Below are 20,727 nucleotides of genomic sequence, written 5' to 3' on the forward strand. Positions count from 1 at the left end.
TGTCACTGTGAGTGATTTTTCGCTCCTCCCTTCCGCATCAGACCTCGGGGTGGCCATTGATCGCGGCCTGCAGATCGCGATATTCCTCGCAGTCTGTGCCACAAATCCCGGCAATGGTTTTTAACTGTTCGCGCGCCAGATCCGGACGCCCTTTGATCATCCAGGCTTCGCCCAGATATTCACGCACTTTAGCGTAACGGGGATCAAGTGCAATGGCGCGCTGATAATAGCCAATGCCCTCGTCCGTGCGGCCCAGTTTACGGGTGGCGTAACCACGATAGTTCCAGGCTTCACGGGTATCCTGATTTTTCAGCGTATCCAGCAGGTTCAGCGCCGCCTGATATTCGCCCTTTTTCGCCAGATGCCAGGCATAGCGGGTTTTATCGTCGTCACTCAGCTTGCTGGTCTTCTCAGGCACACAACTTTTAGTGTGACTGTCATAGACCTGACCTTTGGGGCAGTCAGGCGTCTTTTTATCACTGTCATTGTCGCCCATCGCCATACTCAGCGGAGAGTGCAGCATCAGCAGCAGTGCCGGAACGGCAAGCAGAGAAAAACCAGAATGCGTTGTCATAATTTATCCTTATCGGGTCTGTGAGACAGGCGATAAAGCCCGCCGGATGCAGTCCGCTAGCGCGGCGCTGTACGGTAAACAGCTCAGCGCCGGTTTCTATTCGATAAAAATAAAATTATTTTTTGCCAGGGTGCCACGCTGAATCAGAACGGTAGTTTTTCCACCGCACAGAAACGCCGTTCCGCCAGGGAGATCACTGCAGCTTCCGCAATCGCCTGGGCTTTCAGTCCATCCTCAAGGCCAGGAAGATCGTCAACCTGCTCACCGTTCAGCGATCGGATAAACGCATCCAGATGAGCATAGTAAGTTGGCTGCACCCGGCTGAACCAGTCGGGCAACAAGCCTGGCTGCTGAATCTGCGCACCCTGATAGCAGCTGACGCCGCGCTGTGGCTGAGAGGCTGATTCCAGCATCCCGTGCGGTCCCATCACACTGATGCGTTCATCGTAGCCATAGCCGGTGCGGCGGACATTATCGAGCTGTGCCAGCGCCCCGCCCTGCAGCCGCAATAGCAGCGTGCTGGTGTCCACGTCGTCAAATTCCCTGATCGAGGGCAGAGCCAGCGCTGCACCCATCGCAGCCACCTCTGTCACCTCCTCTTCAGTCAGCCAGCGCAACAGGTCAAAAAAGTGGATAGCCTGATCGCGCATCTGTCCTCCGGACGCCTGAAGATAGGCCAGCGGCGGCATGGCTGAGGAGCGGCAGACCATCTGAATCAGTTCCGCCGGGCCGATCCGCCCCTGGCGGAGTTGTTGCTTCAGCTGCTGATGGCTGACATCAAAACGGCGATTAAACCCTACTGTGACCGGCACGTTGTAGGGGAGAACATTAGCCACGGCAGAGCGGGCCCGCTCAAGAGAGAGATCGACCGGTTTTTCACAGTAAATAGCTTTACCGGCGCGGGCTGCGGCTTCCAGTAAGTCAGCATGGGTCGGCGTCGCGCTGGCGATCAGCACCATATCAATCTGCCCATCATTTATCGCCTCGGAGACAGACGCGGACCGGGCACCAAAGCGGGTCGCAAAGGCGGCGGCGCGCGCGGTATCCGCATCCGCAACCCATACCAACTCAACTCCGGGGTGCGCCTGAAGATTCGCGGCATGAACTTCACCAATAAAGCCACACCCCAGCAGGGCAACACGTTGCTTTTTATTCATTTTTTTGAACTCCATCATAGTCCGGCAGAAAGATGCATCTGCAGGATAACGCTGCGTTTTACACTGGCGGCACGGTGTTTTGAGGTGTTTACCTCAGAGGAGATCGGCATGTCGCTGAAAGAGGTCGCCCGACGGGCAGGTGTGGGACTGGCAACCGTGGATCGGGTGCTCAATGAACGTGGCGGCGTCGCGCCGGAGACGGTTCACAGGGTGCTGCAGGCAGCACGTGAAGTCGGGCTGAAGCGGATCCTGCCGGAGGAGCATCGTCATCCTTGGCAGATAGAACTGCTGCTGAGCAGCAACGATTCGTTTTTCTTTAAGCAGCTGGCACAGGATTTTACTGAGGTTGCCTCGCATCTGGGCTATCGCCGGTTAACGCTGCGCCGCACTTTTGTCCCCGAGGCTCAGCCAGAACGACTGGCAAAGCTTATCAGGCAGGGCGGTGAAACGCGGGATGGTCTGATCGTTTTTGCCCATGAACATCCGGCGATCTATGAGGCGCTGGACCATTGCCAGGCGCGTGGCGTACCGGTGATCTCGCTGGTCACCGATTTACCCGGTGCCGCCCGGCTCTGTCATGTGGGGATCAATCAGTTGCAGGCCGGACGTACAGCCGCTCAGCTGATGGGCAAAATGCTGCATCAACCCGGTGAGGTGTTGATGGTCAGTGGGCACCGGGATTACAGCGCGCATCGTCAGCGTATTGAAGGGTTCCGTGACCTGATAACCAGTCGGTTTCCCCATCTTCAGTTATGTGAAGTTCTGGCCGCCCAGGAAAATCGCGACACCCTCAGTAAGTTGCTGGAGAAGCAGCTGGTTCAGAGCGGTCATCTGCAGGGCATTTATAACACCGGGCTGGGGAATACCGAGATCGGGCAGGCGCTGGCACGACATCGTCGGCTGAATCAGTGCATCTGGATCACTCATGAGCTTTACGCCACCACCCGCACGCTGATGGCGCAGCAGAGCGTTGCGCTGACACTGGATCAAAACACCCGGCAGCATGCCCAGCTCGCGCTGCAGCTGATGCTGAATTATCTGGAGCAGGGAGAGAAACCCGATATCTACATTAACGGAAAAGTGGATTTCATCATTTATACGGCAGAAAACTGTCTCTAAAGATTGCCCGTTGTGTCATATCCACCGGTAAAGAAATATGCTTTACCTGCCGTCGATCATTGCATTCAGCACTATTTCCCGCACGAGACAGTGCCCGGGAAAGTGGCTCACTGGCTCAGAAGTGCATAGAAAATAGCCTGCCACAGATAATCTGATCGCAGTGACAAGCTGAAACCGCCCCTTTATGTCAGATAAAAAATCTAACTATCATCTAAATATTAAAAGATAAATCTATATATGCATTTTTTATGGTTTTAATATTCAGATGCAGGCTGATGACGTTAATATCGTATCCGACTGAACAAACAGCGAAGTGAAACGGGTGAATTAATGTGCGACAGAGGTGCGGAAACAGAGCAGGAATAACACTCGCAGTCCTGAACGGTTAGCCATTAAAAGCGTACTTTGCAGAGTTGATCAATATCAAAACTTAATGGGTTTTTATCGTCATATTCCTATTGGGTTTCACTTTCTGCCAGGTTGATGCTAAGTTCTCGTCGGTTTAAAACAGGGCAGTATGAAGAACCGTTTCACTGATATTACGGCCACCCTGAATTTTTCCTGCGCCAGTTCGGTGCCTGACTAATTAATGAGCGTATGATTTGGAAAAGTGTTTATATCCGGTGCGTACCAGAACTGAGAGGGTGCTGCACGCAGTGGTATTCGAAGTTGTCGCTAATGTGCTGGTTTTCTTTATCCTGATTATTTTTACCTCCGCAGCACCATCGCAGTCGTTGTTGCTTACATTGGTTTCATCAACTCTGGCTATGGGATGGAACTACCTGTTCAACCTGATGTTTGACAGTGTTCAGCTAAAAACAGGATTTAAAAAGAACTTGCGAGTGAGATGCCTCCATGCCGTTCTGTTTGAGGCGGGTCTGTTATTAGTGTTAATCCCCTTTGCAGCATGGTGGCTGGATATTACGCTATTCTCAGCATTGAGACTTGAATCCGGACTGGTGCTATTTTTTCTGACCTATGCTTTTCTGTTCAATTTGTTATGGGATTGGGGAAGATCAGCAAAATCAATGAAGATATTAAATTAATGTATCATGCCATTAAAATTTACTTTCAGAAATTAACCTTTCGCTTAGCCGGCTAATGGAACTTCGCGTGCGAGTGATCGCGCCCGAATGTATCCGATGCGTAAGGAAACAAGTATATCTGGTGTCAGGAGAAGCTTACTCTCGCCTGGCAGCATTGATATAACGGCGCGTCTGCATAAATTAAGTTCAGACTGCGTATAAGCTCATTTCACAGGTTAAAGCAGCAAGAATATTATGGACAAAGTCTACTATCTGAATAAGTTAAGGAACTGCCCGTCAACCGATATTCTGGATATCGTAACAAGCTATATGCGGAAAAAACTGCCTGGTGACGACCTCTCTTCATTTGAAGGCGCTTACGATCATCGTAAAGCCGAACTAATAATGAATGAAACCTACAGTGAAGTTCCTTCAGAAGTATGGAGACTGGTGTGCTGAGGCGTAAAAAGGAGGGCATGATCACTCATAACCCATTATCTGCTGAGGGCTGATCACCCTGCAGATCATCAATTCCTGATAATCCTGGCGCGATGCATTTTGATCTCCGTCGGGCAGAATCGGTGAACAGATAAATCAGAGCATCACCTTTAGTGCTGTGATGCTCTGTCATTCTCAACAAACGCACGACATAAAGCGCTGTAAGAAATAGTAAGACAAACCTGCCAGACCACTGTAAACCGTTTTAAATATGACGCCAAAACTGGCTTCATCTGTTGTATTCAGAAAAGCTCGTACAAATAATGCCTTACGGACTCACACGACTACGATAATGATTATCTGTTCAGGCGATATGCTGCCAATTTAGCTCATGCTCCACCAGCACCGATCCCGGAACGGCAAATCGTGTCAGGGTGATAAAAAAGGCTGCTCAGTCGTTAAGCAAGGGTGTATTAAGCACATTCAGATGATGCAATACCATTAAATTTAAATGTTGTTCGCCCGAACAGGGAGCATGCAGGCGAACAAAACGGGAATTCATTTCAGATGGTCACGATGATACAGAGCCCACTGCTCAATCCTTTCTCCAGAGGGTAGCAGGCAATAGGTTGTTATACCTGCCGAAGATTTTTCCTGGACCTGCTGACCACCGCGATTAACGCAATATTCACTGGCTGGATTACGCATTGTTAAACGCTGCGGTTCCTTGCTGTGCGGTGTGCAGGCGATAAGTAGTGAAGCCAGTAACATCAGTGAAACTCCTGCTAACCTGTTTGTGACGGTCATAAAACCTCTCTTAACCTTATTTTTGTGAATTAAGCATTTACCCTCCAGTAGTGTGATTAAGTCTGATAGCACAACAACGACTTTATCAGGAATCCTCCTTTCTCCTGCCACATGTTAACCTCAGGGGTGACAATCATCATGTTTCCATTCTGCCGTCCACTCTGCACTCACCACTATGGGTAGCGATGCATAATTATAGCGTGCTGCCACTAAACCCGCGCTTAACAACCTCACGCGACACATAAGCAGATAGACCTTTAATGCAGTGATTAAAAAATGAATAAAGCCAAAATTAGAATGCATGTGAAGATAATTAACAAAAACCCCATTATTACAATCGATGCACTATCTTAATTTTTAATGGAAATTCCTCGCGAATAGGGCATCGCCTTTAACGTTTACTTAAAACAGGCACACTTGCGATGCCTTTACATAAATCCTTTTCCCGCTGCATAATCCCGCAACATTTGTATGCGCACTGCCATTAATGGGATCAATATAACCTACAACTTATTGGTATCGCTTAAATATCGCTGCTGCTTAACACCTGAATAACAACTCACGATTCAGGTGCTATTTAACGATCAGACTATCAATAAAATCTTAAGGAAGAGTGACTGAGATGAATAATAAATTCCCGCGAAATAAAATCGCAAAAGCATTAATGCTGGCAAGTGGGATGGGGGTTGTGCCTCTGGTTAGCTATGCTGCAGTCATCGGAAGCCAGACAGGCAATGAGATCATCTTAACTGATGGCACCACGCTGATTGCCGACCAGTCATCTGGCGACGGTTATTATGGCATCCTGGTTAATGGCGCTACCGCCGCAACGGTTACCATCGGCAGCGGCAGCACAGTTCGCGTGTCAGATGCTGAACGTTATGCAAAAGGGATTTTTATTGAAGCGGCAAACAGTGAATTTACTGCAGATAAGTTAACCCTCAACGTTTCCGGTAAAACAGCGGTCGGCATTGAGTTCGGCGGAAAAAATGTAACCGCCAGTTTAGGATCAGGTTCCTCGGTCACCACGGTAGCATCAGGTGATTCTTTCGCCGAGGGCGTCGTTGTCAGCAATAGTTCCTCGCTGCAGGCAAACAACCTGCAAATAAGCACCCAGGGCACTGGCGGAACGGCTCTGCGCGTCAGCGGTTACGGAAGTCACGCCAGTCTGGGCGACGACAGTAATTTACAGACGAATGGTCTTAACAGTAATGCCGTTCAGGTTGATAACCTGACCGGTGAGTCGATTAATGGCGTGGCCACGTTGAAAGCAAATGCATTGACGATCAACACCCTTGGCAATAATTCGCAGGGTATTAATATCCAGGATAATGGTTCGGTTGATCTGGGCAGCAACTCGACCATTATTACCACTGGGGATCTTTCTGCTGGCATCTGGAGCTGGGGTGAGCTGAAGGCCGATCATCTGACAATCAGTACTGCGGGTGAGACCTCTGCAGGTCTGTCAGGCCGTGACAACAGCCTGTCAAACATTGGTGCCGGTAGCGTGATCTCCTCTGATCAGACTGGCGGCATTGTGGCTATGGGCGACAATGCCATCGTTAACTTCATTGGCAGTGAAGAAGAACGCAATACGGTCTATTCAGCAGGTTTTTATGGCGTATCCGCACAGTCAACCGGCGCAACCATTAATCTGCAGAACACCGATATTATGATGAAAAATGTGGATACCATGACCCTGGGTATTTGGTCCACAAGCGGTGGCACAGTTAACGGTGATGCAGTGACCATTACCGGCCCGGAGAATGCTACAGGTGTCTACGCCATGGCTGGTGGTAAAGCGAATCTTACGGGTGATCTGACCATTGATATGGGCTCTCCGAATGGGATAGCCATGGCTACGCAATATGATGATGGTTATGCAGCAGGTGTCATCACCACCGACGGAAAAGCGCAGATCGTTGGTAGCGTTTTATCCCGGGCCGGACTCATCGACCTCAATCTGACATCGGGTTCACTCTGGTCTGGCAGCGCCAGCAGCGATAACGTCAATAATGGCCATCTGAACGTTAATCTGACCGACAGCACCTGGAATGTATCGCGAACATCCAATGTCGATAATCTGACATTGAGTAACTCGCTGGTTGACCTCTCTGCAGCCTCGGATGACGCAACCTATTCAACATTGACTATCGCCAACCTCAGCGGCAGCGGCGACTTCGCCTTGCGCACCAATCTGGCAGGCGATGGTGCTGGCGTGAATAACATTGGCGATAAAGTTGTGGTGACAGAGAGTAGTTCCGGTGATTACGGTCTGACCATACAGAACCGCGGCAGTGCCGTCACCACTGGCAACGAAGTACTGACTGTGGTTGAAACGACTGATGGCATCGCCACCTTTAAAGGCAACGCCGACGTGGAACTTGGTGGCTATGTTTACTCGGTCAATAAGCAAGGCAACAACTGGGTACTCTCCTCACCTAAAGCACCAGAAACCCCTGAAGCAGATGATCCGGCCGTTATCCCTGCGGATGAGCCTGCCGCGACTCCTGCTAATGAACCTGCCGCGACTCCTGCCAATGAGCCTGCCGCGACTCCAGCCGATAACGGTGGCACGGCGCCTGCCGGGCAAGACAACGCAACTTCCCCTATTACCAGCACGGCCAACGCAGGGGCTAACTTCCTCAACACTGGCTATCTGATGAACTATGCCGAAATGCAGACGCTGATGCAGCGTATGGGTGATGTTCGTCAGGGTAAGACAGCCGGGAATGTCTGGCTGCGCGCTATAGATGGACGGTTCAGCGGCTTTGATAATGGCAAGCTGAGCCGTTTCAGCCTGAACTACACCGGTTATCAGTTTGGGGTCGATAAACGTTTGTCCGATGAAATTCCGATCTATCTGGGCCTGTTCATGGGGGTAACTGAAGGATCGCCTCATTACCAAAATGGTAACGGCAACATCCGTTCTGAGCATTATGGCTTCTACACCACCTGGGTAAATGATGCCGGTTTCTATGTTGATGGCGTTGTGAAAGTCAACCGGCTAAGGAATCAGTTCAATGTTCACGATACACAGAATAACCAGGTATCCGGTAACGGTGTCTCTTCAGGTCTGAGCGGATCGCTTGAGGCGGGCAAAAAGTTCAGCTTCTCTGATCGGCTGGCAGGTTTTTATCTTGAACCGCAACTACAGCTGACAGCAGGTCATCAGGATGGTGCTTCCGTAGGTGCGTCTAATGGTCTCAATATCACACTTTCAAGCTACAAATCACTGATGAGCCGGGCAAGCGTGCTGGCAGGGTATGAAATCAATCAGAGCAATTACAAACTCAACACCTATGTAAAAACGGGTGTAATGCGCGAGTATGCCGGGGATGCTGCTTATGCTCTGAACGGATCAAATGAACGTCTTTCCTTTAAAGGAAATGGCTGGAATAACGGCGTCGGCCTGAGTGCCCAAATCAGCAGCCATACGCTTTTCCTGGAGGCAGATATGGTAGACGGAAAACGTTTTAACCAACGTCAGGTTAATGCTGGCTACCGTTTTAGTTTTTAGAATCAACGTGCAGCAAGCGCTCGTATAACAGGAGGTGTTAATGAAAAAAACATTATGGATGCTGCTGGCCTTGATCTGCTCAGAATCCGCTTTCGCACGGCAGGAGTCCACCATCGCAGAAGCAAAAAACATGCGAGACGAACGTCATGTTACCCTTATCGGTACGATTAGTGGACGGGCTGACGATGACCACTACTGGTTACAGGACTCAACGGGTCGTATCCGTATTGATGTCGACGAGGATGACGAAGACGACAACGGCTTCCTTATTGGTAAAAAGGTACGGATAACGGGTGAGGTAGATCGCGATGACGGCCATAGCGAAATCGATGTTGATCGGCTCTTCATTCTGAAATAATTCCGGACTTCTGTGTAAAAAAGCCAGCTATAGCGCTGGCTTTTTTACATTCAGGGCAGGTTTTACTTTTCGCGAAACGCTTCCTGTACGCGCAACAGAGGACGCAAGAGATATTGCAGCAGGCTCTTCTCGCCCGTACGAATATCAACGGTGGCCGTCATACCGGGAATAACCCGTAGTTCCTGACTGCCGCTTTTCGTCAGCGTATTATTTTCCGTTAATACCATTACCCGGTAATAAGTATCATCGACGCCTGGCCTGCGGGCAGCTTTACTCTCCTCATCTTTTAGCGCGCCCGAACTGATACTTTGAACATGTCCGGTCAGGCCGCCATAAATCGAATAGTCATAGGCAGAAATTTTTACCACAGCTTCCTGACCGGGTGCCAGAAAAGCCACATCAGAGGGCCGGATACGGGTTTCCACCAGCAGCTGGTCATCCAATGGTGTCACCTCCATTATTGCGGCACCAGGCTGGATCACACCGCCAAGCGTATTGATTTTAATACTGTTAACAATGCCTCGTACTGGCGTGCGGACTTCAGTACGCTCAAGCGTATCATGGCGGCCATGGGCAGTTTCCTGCAGGCTTGTCATCTCAACATCGACTTTGGACAGCTCATCGTTAGCCTCGTTACGGTAGCGGTTTTTTCGCTCGGTAATTTGCAATTCGGCATCATTCATCTGACGCTCAAGTTTCAGAACCTCAGTTTTTGACAGCAGCGATCTGGCTGAGAGCTGTCGCGCCATTTCAAGCTCTTTCTGCAGCAATGTTTTTGACTTCAGATAGCCTTCAATTGACTCATTTACCGCCCTTTTACGTAGTTTCCAGGCATCGGTTTCACGGGTAACCAGTTCAGGTACTTTCATGACCTCTGGCGGGAACACAAGCTCGCTGCCGGTCGCTTCTGCTTCAAGACGCGCGGCCTGGGCTTTCAGTGCCAGCAGGCGGTTAGCGCTTTCGCGGAAGGAGGCTTCGGCGCGCGTGGGATCGATTTTGGCCACAACCTGACCTTTTTCAACCGTATCGCCTTCATGCACCATTAACTCCTGCAAAATACCGCCCTCAAGGCTTTGCAAAACCTGTTCGCGGGAACTGGGAACAATTTTGGCTGACCCGGTTGTCACCTCTTCGATGTTGAAATTGGCGGCCCAGACGATTACCAGCACCATTAACGCCACGCTGCCCCAGGCAATAAATAGCCAGCCTTCCCAGCGATCCTGACGGGCGGCCCTCACCATGTCACTGGCTGTATGTTCGGTCAGGCGCTTTTGATCAACGTTTTTATCAGGGGACAGGCTGCTCATACTGTTACCTCGCCAGATTGTGGCTGACGCTCTGTGCTTATCTCAACGCCAGCATGTTTCGCTGCGTTACGCAGCACCGATGCGGCCGGGATCTTCCCGCTGTTTAATAAACCGATAATCTCTTCACGCGGCCCATCAGCTACTTTGATGCCTTCATCCATCACAATCACCCGATCAACGTATTTCAGCACTGCCGGACGGTGGGTCACGATAATCACGGTTCGGCCTTCCATTGCCGGGATGAGCGCCTGCAGGATAGTGCGTTCCGACCCCATATCCATCCCCGATGTAGGTTCGTCCAGTAGCAGAACATCCGGATTCGACAGAATGGCGCGAGCCAGGGCTATCGCCTGCTTTTGTCCGCCGGAAAAGTTTTCACCACGCTCACTGACAGGCATACCAAAGCCCATGGGATGAGCCGCGACAATATCACTCACCCCGGTCATTTTTGCAGCGGCCATCAGTTCTTCGTCGCTGGCGTAGGGTGCTCCCATCACCAGGTTGTCACGCAGCGAACCATACATAAAACGTGGTTCCTGATTGACCAGCGCGATACGCGTCCGTAATTCCACCGGCTCGACCTGGCCTATATCTACGCCAGCAACGGTGATCGTGCCTGTTGTGGGTGGATATAGCCCAACCAGCATGCGCAGCAGCGAAGATTTACCGCTGCCCATTTTGCCCAGTATGGCAACCCGCTCGCCCTGACAGAACCGGACATCAAGCTGCTCAACGATGGCCGGTAAATCGTCTTTATAACGTAATGAAACGCCCTGACAGACAATCCCGGTCTGGCTGCCCTGGGGAAGCTGCACATAAACCTTCTCATTATCGCGTTCAGCAGGGGCCTGCATCACTTTATTGAGGATGGCCAGCGAGGTTTTTGCCTGCTGAATACGCAATCCCAGCGCGGCAAGCGTTGCTATGGGCATTATGGCGCGCCCCATCAGGGTCATAGTGGCAATGATGCCTCCCATTGAGATATCACCATCACCGACCAGATAAGCACCCCAGACCAGCAGAATAACGGTACCAAACTGCTGGGTCGTCTGAATGACGCTTGAGCCCATAGTGGCAAGGAACCGCGATTTCATATTCACTGCAGAGAGTTTTACGCTGGCAACATCGTGTTTAGAGGCGACCAGGTTTTCAGCACGCAGAACTTTGATGGTCTCAAGATTATCCAGTGATTCAATAACCAGACCGTAACGGTTACTGCCTATTTTCATTGACTCTTCAGCGTGGCGTTTCAAAGGGATCTGCATCAGCAGCACCATCGCCACGATGACCACTAATATCAGGATCACACACCAGACCAGTGGCCCGGCAACCAGATGGATTACAACCAGGAAGAGTAAAACAAAGGGTAAGTCAGCAACCGTCGTTAAAGCGGCTGACGTAGTAAGCTCGCGGACGCTGTCAAAGCTTTGCATGACATTGCCAAATGCACCGCTGGATTGGGCTCGACCCGACATTTTGCCGTTCAGCACGTGACGAAAAAGTTGTGCGCCCAACACCAGATCGATCTTTTTACCGGCGCGATCGGTAATCCAGGCCCGACCCAGCCGTGCAGCCAGTTCAAACAACAACGCCAGACTCACGCCGATAGCCATCGTCCAGAGTGTTACGTAGGTCTGGTTAGGCAGTACCCGGTTATAAACCGTCATGGTGAATACGGACATCGCCAGAACGAGCAGGTTAATAACGACTGACAATGCGGCGGCTTCAAAGATATAACGTTTGAATCCCCACAAAGTATTCCAGAACCAGTGCCCTTTACCGACATGGACAATGTCATCGGCACGATGATCAAGATAAGACTTAGGTCGCAGCAGCAACAACTCGCCGCTATAGTGCTGAGCCAGGCGAGCGAAATCGACCTCAACAGGCTGGCTGCCCAGTGCGGGATCGATAATGGCGCACTTCTTTTCGCTACACTGTGTCAGCACGCAGTAGCCCGTTTCCAGACGCATGATGGCGGGGAGAACAAAGCTTTTCACATCCGTCAGGTCAATCTTCTGCCAGGCAGCACTCATGCCGCGGCTCTGCAGCGTGCGCAATGCCCAGTCATTCTGGGCGCTGATATCAGCGTCTGGTGGAAATGCAGGCATACCCACACGTAAAGCATTTAGCGTAAGCCGGACGTCAAACAGGCGCAGTGCGCTTTGCAGTGCAACCAGCAAAGTCTCCTGCGTATCTGATGGCGATCTGGATAACACTCTGTTTTCAGCATTCAGTTCAGAGCCAGCAGGCTCAAATTGTATATCAGTCACAATGGCGTCCCCTGGACAACTAATTCATTCTGGTCTGGCGGCAAAGCATGACAGCGGCCAGAAATACTCGTTTTTTACGTCAGCGTGATTAGTGCACCGCTTCGATGGTATTCGCTGGTAAAGCGTTAACCTTCTGCACCAGCTGGCTGGTTTTACCCAGTGCCGCAACGATGTTCCATTGCGCAGCCAGATACTGCATCTGCTGCTCCTGATAACTTGCGAGACTGGAGTAATAGTCGGTAGCAAACGAGATTAAATCCGTTAACGGGCGCTGCCCCGCGAAGAACTGCACTTCCCCCGCTTTCCAGGTTTTCAACGCGGTTTCTGACTGTCTCTGTAATGCATTGAGCTGGCGTTCACGAAGCGGTAAGGAGACCCACAGCTGATCCAGCTGCTGTTTCAATGTCCGGAGTGTTGCATCCTGATCCGCCTCTGCAGCAATGAGTCGCTGAGTTTCAGCTTTAGCATTTGCCCTGCCAGCCCCACCATCCCAAAGATTGATATCGCTGCTCACCTGTAACGTCACCGCTTTAAACGGTTCCATTTCACCGTTGCGCTTTGGACTGTCCATACTCAGTTGCACACTCCATTTCGGCCTGTTCCACTTTGAGGCCAGATCCACTGCGGCTCTCGCTTCCTCTTTACGCTCGCGTGAGACCGCCCAGTTGGGATTTTCTTTCAGTACCTGTTGTGCCTGTGCCAGTGACGCGGGCAACAGACCCGCTTTTTTCAGATCGGGCAGGCCTCTGGTGATAACAATCTCGTGGTTCAGCAGCGAGCTGAGTTGCTGCTGCGCCTGGATATAGGTGGTGTAGCTCATTTCACGACTGGCAATCACCGAATTGAGGCGAGTCGCAACCTGATTGATCTCAGAAGCTCTGCCGCTATCAATACTGGCAATATTCTTTACCCGATTAAGCAGATCCTGCAGTGCGTTAATTTCTTTATCCAGCACAGCGACCACTGTGGCATTAGTGGCTGCAGAGGTAAAAAGAGAAAGCACCTGCTCGTTGAGATTTTCGCGCGTGACATTTACCTGAGCCTGCTGCATGGAATAAGCAGCCTGCTTTCCGGCAACGCTCGCATCAGTACGTCCGTGATCGTAAAGTAATTTACTTACAGTGATATGCGGGGAGACCGGATTATTCTCATAACCGGGTTGACCTGAATATCCTGATGCGCTGATACCCGTACTGACCTGAAAACCATCAGCGGCTTTTGCCTGATCGATATCATACATAGCACCGGTGCTGTTTGATAAAGCAGACTTTACCGATGGATGGTCTGCTGTCATACGAATCATTTCAATAAAGTCCGTTGCATGGGCATTTAACAGGGGATTAAAAAATAGCAATCCCGCAATTAAACCATGCAGCGAACATCTGGATTTTGTAGTAAACAAGTTTTTTTTCATAGTTAACTCAAAATAACAAATAAAGTGGGATGGCTAATTTTCTCTGTCGCTAATTCAATCCTGCGACCGGAACTGTTTTAACCGCCCAACATGTCATATGGCAACGTTAATTCTGCTAAAAAGAAATATTTAGGTTTTACATGCTGCCCACATGCCTTTATTTATTTTTTTCATCTGCGCAATCAGATCTGGGGCTCACCTGATGGGCCTGCCTTAAACAGGCCCATCAGGTGAGTTTGATGTGAAAAAAAGCTGGCGATGACCGGAGTCATCGCCAGTTCTATCAGATAACGTTTAAGCCATGCTGGATTAACAGCTTGACAGTGGTGTCATCATTATTGGTATAGACGTCATAATTAACGCCATTTTCAGTTTGTGCGGCCGAAGCCGTCCATTCTGACTTTCCAATATTAACGGTATCAGTTGCATTACTATTGTTTGAGCTTCCCACATCTCCCGTAATATGTAATGTGTTCGCTTCACTACCATTATCTTTAGTAATTTCGAGCACATCGCTGGCGCTGATAAATAATGTCTGCGCCGTGTTATTACCCAGATGGATAGCTTCAATTCCACTAATTTTTCCTGATACCGTTCCGAGTTCTAAATCGTTATTAGAATCCCAGACCAGCGTATCGTGACCTTCTCCTCCTTTCACACTGCTAAAATGAGTACTGTTAATGACGATAGTATCATCGCCCTCTTTTGCATCGACGGAATTCGCGCCGCGTGCATCCAGTACATCATTACCTGAAGTGCCATTAAGATCGTACTGAGCAGGTTGATACTCAATATGCGTCGATCCCGTTTCAGACGTCAGTCCCAGTGTCTCGTTCAGATCAACTAAGCGGCCTTTGATTGCTGAGCCATCGCCGTCGCCCACGCCCTGATCGGTCCAGGTCACGTAGAGCTGACCGCCCGCCAGGAAGGTCGCATCGACTTCAACCTGCTCACCATAGGTCAGCTGGTTGATCTGGATCTGCTGGCCCACTTTATTACCCGCTGCATCAAAGTACTGTGCGTAGATACCGCTGGTACCTGCACCCGGCGCGATGTCGGTTGTTGACAGGAAAACGGCAATAAAGCTGCCGTCAGCCTGACTGACCACCCTCGCCATGTGCTGATCGCCAGCCGTCGTGGTGTTGATCAGGAACTCGCTGGTCAGCGCCGTACCGTCTGCCGCGTAGATGCGGCCCCAGACGCTGTAACCATTCTGATCCGGTCCGCTGGTATCGTTAGAGTCCCAGGTCACCACGTAGTTACCGTTTTGCAGCGCACTGACTGCGGATGACGCCTGATTGTTAGTCAGGGTCTGGTTCGCTACGAAGCTGCCTGTTACAGCATGCGTTGACGGATCATAAACTGACACACCAACATCATATCCGGTGGCTTTAATCGCATAAGTAATCGCAACCTGGCCATTTTCCAGCGTTGTAACAGATGGCAACGGCTCCCATTCAGGAATGATGGCATTTGCGTTCAGGGTCGTGGTTGCCAGCACGGTCTCCGCCGTGACCGGCGTGCCGTTTGCGTCATACTGACGGCCATAAACCGTCCAGTTGCCGTTCAGGCTCGCTTCCCAAACCACCAGATAACCGCCGTCTTCCAGCGAAGTGATCACCGGAACGCGCATTTTGCTGGCGGCGGTGCTGGAGTCCACATTGTACTCTGCGCCATTAGTCACGACGCCGTTCACGTTACCCGCACCGTCGTAGCTATAGGTATAACCCTGACCCTTGATATGCGCACCGGAATCCGTGCTCCACACCACCTGGAAAGTGCCATCTGACAGCACGGTAACCTGCGGCGTGATCTGGTCGCCCGCTGTGGTGGTGTTCACCGTGAACTCCGCCCCGACCGGCTGGCCTTTCGCATCCAGCAGCTGACCCTTGACGCAGCTGCCGGAGCCATCTCCGCTCGCCGACTGCCACACCACGATGGCGCCGCCGTCCGGCAGGCTGGCTACCGACGAGACCGTCTGCGCTCCCGTGGTGGTGGTGTTCACCGTGTACTCGGAGTAGAACGCCGCATCCACGTCAATCACGATACCTTCAATGCCGGTTCCCGAGCCGTCCACGTTGTCCGACTGCCACGTCACGTATACGCTGCCGTCCGCGGTCAGCACGGCGTCAAAGATGTGCGTTGCATCCACCGAGTCGCCACCGGTACCCTGGTTGCCGCTCGTGGTGGTGTTCACCAGGAACTCGCGTCCCACCCTGTTATCGTTCGCATCAAAGCGCTGTGCGTAGATGGCCGAGCCATCCCCGTCGCCGCCTTCGGAGCCCCAGATAAGCAGGTAGCCGCCATCATCCAGCGCCACGCCGACCGGCTTATACTGCTTGCCGCTGGTGTAGCTGTTGACGATGAAGTCACCGCTGCCGACCAGCGTCAGCGTTCCGGTGGCGGCATCCACGCGATAGTGCACTGCGCGGATGTCAGAGCCGCTGGTGCCGCTGTCGCTGCTGTCCCAGAACACCACGATGCTGCCGTCGTTCAGGGTGATAACGTCCGGATAGTTCTGGGAGCTGTCCGTGGTGGTGTTCACCTGGAAGTTCCCCCCCAGTGGCGTGCCGTCTGCGGCAAAAATCTGCCCGACAACCCCGCTGCCGCTGGTGTCACCCGGACCGCTGGTGGCGTTCCACACGGTCACGTACATGCCGCCGTGCGCCGCATCGGTAAAGGCCGCCATTTCCGGCCCGCCGGAGCTGCCCATGCCCTTGCCGGTTGCCACCGTCACTTCGCCCGTCACCGGCTGGTTATCCGCCCCGTAGCTGCGCTGCACGATGCCTGTGCCCTGGTCTTCCCAGCTGATGATGTAGCCGCCGTCGGCGGTTGCCATCGCACCCGGACGGTTCTGTGCACCGCTGTAGGTGGTGTTCACCTGGAACTCATCGGTCACCGCCTGGCCATCGGCGCCGTAGCGGCGCGCCATCACGCCGTCGCCGCTGTTGTCCAGTCCGTTAACGTTGGACTCGTAGACAATCAGAAAGCCGCCGTCGGTCAGCGCGATCACCTGCGGGCTGTCCTGATTGTTGGCCGTGCGCTGGTTCACCTGCTGCTCGGTGCCGATTTTATGCACACCGTCTGCCTCGTACAGCTGCATGTAAACCTCGGTGCCGGAGGTGCCGTCACCCTGCCACGTCACCACGATGCGGCCGTCCGCCAGCCGGGTGACCGACGGGTTGAGCTGATCGCCTGTGGTAGTGGTATTCACCTGCGCGCTTTCATTCAGCAGATCGTAAGCACTCAGCGCGGCTCCGGAGATCAATACTGGCTGGCTCTGGTTACCTGCCGCGTCAATAGCCGAGAGCGTTCCGTTTTCACCGACACTGAGTGGGTTAGGTACAATACTCCATACACCCTCAGCATCTGCCACCGTGGAGTAAACCGTTCCAGCCGCATTCGTCACGATAACAGTAGCGCCTGCTTCGGTCTGGCCACCCAGAGTCTCCTTAGTATTGGTAGAGAGACCCACGTTCGGCGGCAGTACATCGGTGTCGCTCGACGCTGGTGTCGTCGCAGGCTGATAGTCAATGGTCGTCGGATCGTTGTTGTCCGGCGTCATTTGCTCCAGTCCCAGCGTTTCAACCAGATCCACAACGCGTCCTTTAATCGCCGAGCCTTCGCCGTCACCCACACCTTTGTCAGTCCAGGTCACGTAAAGCTGACCGCCCGCAAGGAAGGTCGCATCGACTTCAACCTGCTCGCCATAGGTCAGCTGATGGATCTGCATCTGCTGGCCCACTTTGTTACCCGCTGCATCAAAGTACTGCGCGTAGATGCCGCTGGTACCTGCACCCGGTGCCGTATCTGTTGCAGACATAAAGAGCGCAACGAAACTGCCATCAGGACGGCTCACGACTTTCGCCAGATGTTGATCGCCTGCTGTTGCCGTGTTGATCAGGAACTCGCTGGTCAGCGCCGTACCGTCTGCCGCGTAGATGCGGCCCCAGACGCTGTAACCGTTCTGATCCGGTCCGCTGGTATCGTTAGAGTCCCAGGTCACCACGTAGTTGCCGTTATCCAGCGCGCTTACTGCAGGTGATGCCTGATTATTAGTCAGGGTCTGGTTCGCTACGAAGCTGCCGGTTACCTCATGCAGTGAAGGATCGTAGATCGATACGCCAGCGTCATACCCGGTACCTTTAACGGTATAGGCGATAGCGACCTGGCCGTTTTTCAGTAACGTAACAGACGGCAGCGGCTCCCAGTCAGCGCCAAAGCCCAGCACGCCGTTTACGCTCAGCGAAGTCGTAATCAGCACAGTCTCCGCCGTGACCGGCGTGCCGTTTGCATCATACTGGCGGCTGTAAATCGCCCAGTTACCGTTCAGGCTTGCCTGCCATACAACCAGATAGCCGCCATCTTCCAGCGAGGTAATGGCGGGTTCAGTCAGTTTACTTGCCGTGGTACCGGTGTTAACGCTGAACTCTGTGCCATCAGCCACCAGACCATTTACGTTACCCGCACCGTCATAGCTGTAGGTATAACCCTGACCCTTGATATGCGCACCGGAATCCGTGCTCCACACCACTTCGATATGGCCGTTCGTCAGGACCGTAACCTGCGGCGTGATCTGGTCGCCCGCTGTGGTGGTGTTCACCGTGAACTCCGCCCCGACCGGCTGGCCTTTCGCATCCAGCAGCTGACCCTTGACGCAGCTGCCGGAGCCATCTCCGCTCGCCGACTGCCACACCACGATGGCGCCGCCGTCCGGCAGGCTGGCTACCGACGAGACCGTCTGCGCTCCCGTGGTGGTGGTGTTCACCGTGTACTCGGAGTAGAACGCCGCATCCACGTCAATCACGATACCTTCAATGCCGGTTCCCGAGCCGTCCACGTTGTCCGACTGCCACGTCACGTATACGCTGCCGTCCGCGGTCAGCACGGCGTCAAAGATGTGCGTTGCATCCACCGAGTCGCCACCGGTACCCTGGTTGCCGCTCGTGGTGGTGTTCACCAGGAACTCGCGTCCCACCCTGTTATCGTTCGCATCAAAGCGCTGTGCGTAGATGGCCGAGCCATCCCCGTCGCCGCCTTCGGAGCCCCAGATAAGCAGGTAGCCGCCATCATCCAGCGCCACGCCGACCGGCTTATACTGCTTGCCGCTGGTGTAGCTGTTGACGATGAAGTCACCGCTGCCGACCAGCGTCAGCGTTCCGGTGGCGGCATCCACGCGATAGTGCACTGCGCGGATGTCAGAGCCGCTGGTGCCGCTGTCGCTGCTGTCCCAGAACACCACGATGCTGCCGTCGTTCAGGGTGATAACGTCCGGATAGTTCTGGGAGCTGTCCGTGGTGGTGTTCACCTGGAAGTTCCCCCCCAGTGGCGTGCCGTCTGCGGCAAAAATCTGCCCGACAACCCCGCTGCCGCTGGTGTCACCCGGACCGCTGGTGGCGTTCCACACGGTCACGTACATGCCGCCGTGCGCCGCATCGGTAAAGGCCGCCATTTCCGGCCCGCCGGAGCTGCCCATGCCCTTGCCGGTTGCCACCGTCACTTCGCCCGTCACCGGCTGGTTATCCGCCCCGTAGCTGCGCTGCACGATGCCTGTGCCCTGGTCTTCCCAGCTGATGATGTAGCCGCCGTCGGCGGTTGCCATCGCACCCGGACGGTTCTGTGCACCGCTGTAGGTGGTGTTCACCTGGAACTCATCGGTCACCGCCTGGCCATCGGCGCCGTAGCGGCGCGCCATCACGCCGTCGCCGCTGTTGTCCAGTCCGTTAACGTTGGACTCGTAGACAATCAGAAAGCCGCCGTCGGTCAGCGCGATCACCTGCGGGCTGTCCTGATTGTTGGCCGTGCGCTGGTTCACCTGCTGCTCGGTGCCGATTTTACGTATACCGTCGGCCTCAAAGAGCTGCATGTAAACCTCAGTGCCGGAGACACCTGCGCCCTGCCACGTCACCACGATGCGGCCGTCCGCCAGCCGGGTCGTCGACGGGTTAAGCTGATCGCCTGTGGTAGTGGTGTTCACCTGCATACTTTCATTCAGCAAGCTATACGTAGCCAGTGCAGATCCCTGGAAGGCCACTGTATCGCCCTTGTTCCCTGCTGGATCGATAGCGTAGATCTCTCCTGACTCGCCAGCTGAGATTGGGTTAGGTGCTATCACCCATTTACCCTGCTGATCGGCTACTACGCTATATTCCGTGCCGTTCTTATCGACAATGACAACCACAACGCCTGGCTCAGTAACACCGCTCAGTGACTCCTCTGAGTTTCCTGAAATCCCAACGTTAGGCGCTGTGATATCGATAATAAAATCCCAGCTACTGCTGATTTCACTGACGTTACCTGCAGCATCCGTTGCCGTCGCCGTAATACCGTGTGTCCCTTCCAGCAGGTTAGTGGTCGGCGTATAGCTCCACTCACCCTGTGCATCTGCCGTCACTGTCGCAAGCAGGATGCCATTGTCATAAAGCGTAACCAGCGAGCCTTTTTCCGCCTTGCCGGTAAAGGTCGGCGCCGGATCGTCAATGACATTACCTGCCACTGGTGAGGTGAACTGCAATGTACCGACGTCATCCTGTAATGACTGGATGATCACTGGTTCTGGCGGTGTGGTATCCACATTCAGGGTAAATTTCGCCTCGCTGCTGTTGCCCGCTGCGTTGGTTACCGATGCCGTAAAGACGTGCTCACCATCAGCCAGCTCCGCCACCGCGAACGTCCACACGCCGCTGCTGTTTGCCGTGCTGCTGCCCAGCACCGCGCCCGATTGGTCGCTGATGG

Annotated in this window: 12 protein-coding genes; 5 read left to right on the plus strand and 7 right to left on the minus strand. The window is 53.1% G+C overall.

What is annotated here, in order from left to right; all coding sequences use genetic code 11:
- Nucleotides 1-37: 37 nt before the first annotated feature.
- Both ACK13D_RS17700 and ACK13D_RS17705 read right to left on the minus strand, forming a co-directional pair.
- A complete protein-coding gene (locus ACK13D_RS17700; RefSeq protein ID WP_022624294.1) occupies nt 38-574 on the minus strand; it encodes a tetratricopeptide repeat protein in 537 nt (178 codons plus the stop codon).
- A 143-nt stretch (nt 575-717) separates the two neighbouring features.
- Entirely contained in the window at nt 718-1,731 is a 1,014-nt protein-coding gene (locus ACK13D_RS17705; RefSeq protein ID WP_031292307.1) for a Gfo/Idh/MocA family oxidoreductase, read from the minus strand.
- Nucleotides 1,732-1,839: 108 nt separating this feature from the next.
- On the opposite strand from ACK13D_RS17705, the gene ACK13D_RS17710 reads away from it, so the two are divergent.
- The 3 genes from ACK13D_RS17710 to ACK13D_RS17720 all read left to right on the plus strand — a co-directional run bounded on the left by ACK13D_RS17710 (nt 1,840) and on the right by ACK13D_RS17720 (nt 4,334).
- Nucleotides 1,840-2,850, plus strand: coding sequence for a LacI family DNA-binding transcriptional regulator (locus ACK13D_RS17710; protein ID WP_163852405.1), 1,011 nt, complete (start codon nt 1,840-1,842; stop codon nt 2,848-2,850).
- A gap of 623 nt (nt 2,851-3,473) precedes the next feature.
- Nucleotides 3,474-3,896 carry a PACE efflux transporter gene (locus ACK13D_RS17715; RefSeq protein ID WP_029519695.1) on the plus strand — a complete coding sequence of 141 codons (423 nt, stop codon included), beginning with the start codon at nt 3,474-3,476 and terminating at the stop codon, nt 3,894-3,896.
- 234 nt (nt 3,897-4,130) lie between these two features.
- Nucleotides 4,131-4,334, plus strand: a complete 204-nt coding sequence (locus tag ACK13D_RS17720; protein WP_010257166.1) for an Hha/YmoA family nucleoid-associated regulatory protein — start codon at nt 4,131-4,133, stop codon at nt 4,332-4,334.
- A 537-nt stretch (nt 4,335-4,871) separates the two neighbouring features.
- Here the strand turns inward: ACK13D_RS17720 and ACK13D_RS17725 are convergent.
- A complete protein-coding gene (locus ACK13D_RS17725) occupies nt 4,872-5,084 on the minus strand; it encodes a putative hemolysin (protein ID WP_223566314.1) in 213 nt (70 codons plus the stop codon).
- A 658-nt stretch (nt 5,085-5,742) separates the two neighbouring features.
- On the opposite strand from ACK13D_RS17725, the gene ACK13D_RS17730 reads away from it, so the two are divergent.
- Nucleotides 5,743-8,640, plus strand: a complete 2,898-nt coding sequence (locus ACK13D_RS17730; RefSeq protein WP_418796964.1) for an autotransporter outer membrane beta-barrel domain-containing protein — start codon at nt 5,743-5,745, stop codon at nt 8,638-8,640.
- Between the two features lie 40 nt (nt 8,641-8,680).
- Complete coding sequence (locus tag ACK13D_RS17735; RefSeq protein ID WP_346550000.1) at nt 8,681-8,998, plus strand: NirD/YgiW/YdeI family stress tolerance protein; 318 nt, start codon at nt 8,681-8,683, stop codon at nt 8,996-8,998.
- A gap of 62 nt (nt 8,999-9,060) precedes the next feature.
- On the opposite strand, the gene ACK13D_RS17740 is transcribed toward ACK13D_RS17735, so the two are convergent.
- The 4 genes from ACK13D_RS17740 to ACK13D_RS17755 form a co-directional block, all read right to left on the minus strand.
- Nucleotides 9,061-10,305 (minus strand): HlyD family type I secretion periplasmic adaptor subunit, encoded by a 1,245-nt coding sequence (locus tag ACK13D_RS17740; protein WP_010257175.1) that lies wholly within the window; start codon nt 10,303-10,305, stop codon nt 9,061-9,063.
- Nucleotides 10,302-12,578 (minus strand): type I secretion system permease/ATPase, encoded by a 2,277-nt coding sequence (locus tag ACK13D_RS17745; RefSeq protein ID WP_154210940.1) that lies wholly within the window; start codon nt 12,576-12,578, stop codon nt 10,302-10,304. Before ACK13D_RS17745 ends, ACK13D_RS17740 begins: the two co-directional genes overlap by 4 nt.
- Before the next feature lie 88 nt (nt 12,579-12,666).
- Nucleotides 12,667-13,992, minus strand: a complete 1,326-nt coding sequence (locus tag ACK13D_RS17750; RefSeq protein WP_132499722.1) for a TolC family protein — start codon at nt 13,990-13,992, stop codon at nt 12,667-12,669.
- 283 nt (nt 13,993-14,275) lie between these two features.
- Nucleotides 14,276-20,704 carry an Ig-like domain-containing protein gene (locus ACK13D_RS17755; protein ID WP_418796965.1) on the minus strand — a complete coding sequence of 2,143 codons (6,429 nt, stop codon included), beginning with the start codon at nt 20,702-20,704 and terminating at the stop codon, nt 14,276-14,278.
- Nucleotides 20,705-20,727: the final 23 nt, after the last annotated feature.

The organism is Pantoea sp. K16, assembly GCF_048452805.1.
Classification (GTDB): domain Bacteria; phylum Pseudomonadota; class Gammaproteobacteria; order Enterobacterales; family Enterobacteriaceae; genus Pantoea; species Pantoea agglomerans.

Coding starts and splice junctions, on each gene's coding strand:
- ACK13D_RS17740 (WP_010257175.1), bottom strand. CDS start 10,305: ATGAGCAGCCTGTCCCCTGATAAAAACGTTGATCAAAAGCGCCTGACC.
- ACK13D_RS17730 (WP_418796964.1), top strand. CDS start 5,743: ATGAATAATAAATTCCCGCGAAATAAAATCGCAAAAGCATTAATGCTG.
- ACK13D_RS17720 (WP_010257166.1), top strand. CDS start 4,131: ATGGACAAAGTCTACTATCTGAATAAGTTAAGGAACTGCCCGTCAACC.
- ACK13D_RS17710 (WP_163852405.1), top strand. CDS start 1,840: ATGTCGCTGAAAGAGGTCGCCCGACGGGCAGGTGTGGGACTGGCAACC.
- ACK13D_RS17705 (WP_031292307.1), bottom strand. CDS start 1,731: ATGAATAAAAAGCAACGTGTTGCCCTGCTGGGGTGTGGCTTTATTGGT.
- ACK13D_RS17735 (WP_346550000.1), top strand. CDS start 8,681: ATGAAAAAAACATTATGGATGCTGCTGGCCTTGATCTGCTCAGAATCC.
- ACK13D_RS17750 (WP_132499722.1), bottom strand. CDS start 13,992: ATGAAAAAAAACTTGTTTACTACAAAATCCAGATGTTCGCTGCATGGT.
- ACK13D_RS17700 (WP_022624294.1), bottom strand. CDS start 574: ATGACAACGCATTCTGGTTTTTCTCTGCTTGCCGTTCCGGCACTGCTG.
- ACK13D_RS17725 (WP_223566314.1), bottom strand. CDS start 5,084: ATGTTACTGGCTTCACTACTTATCGCCTGCACACCGCACAGCAAGGAA.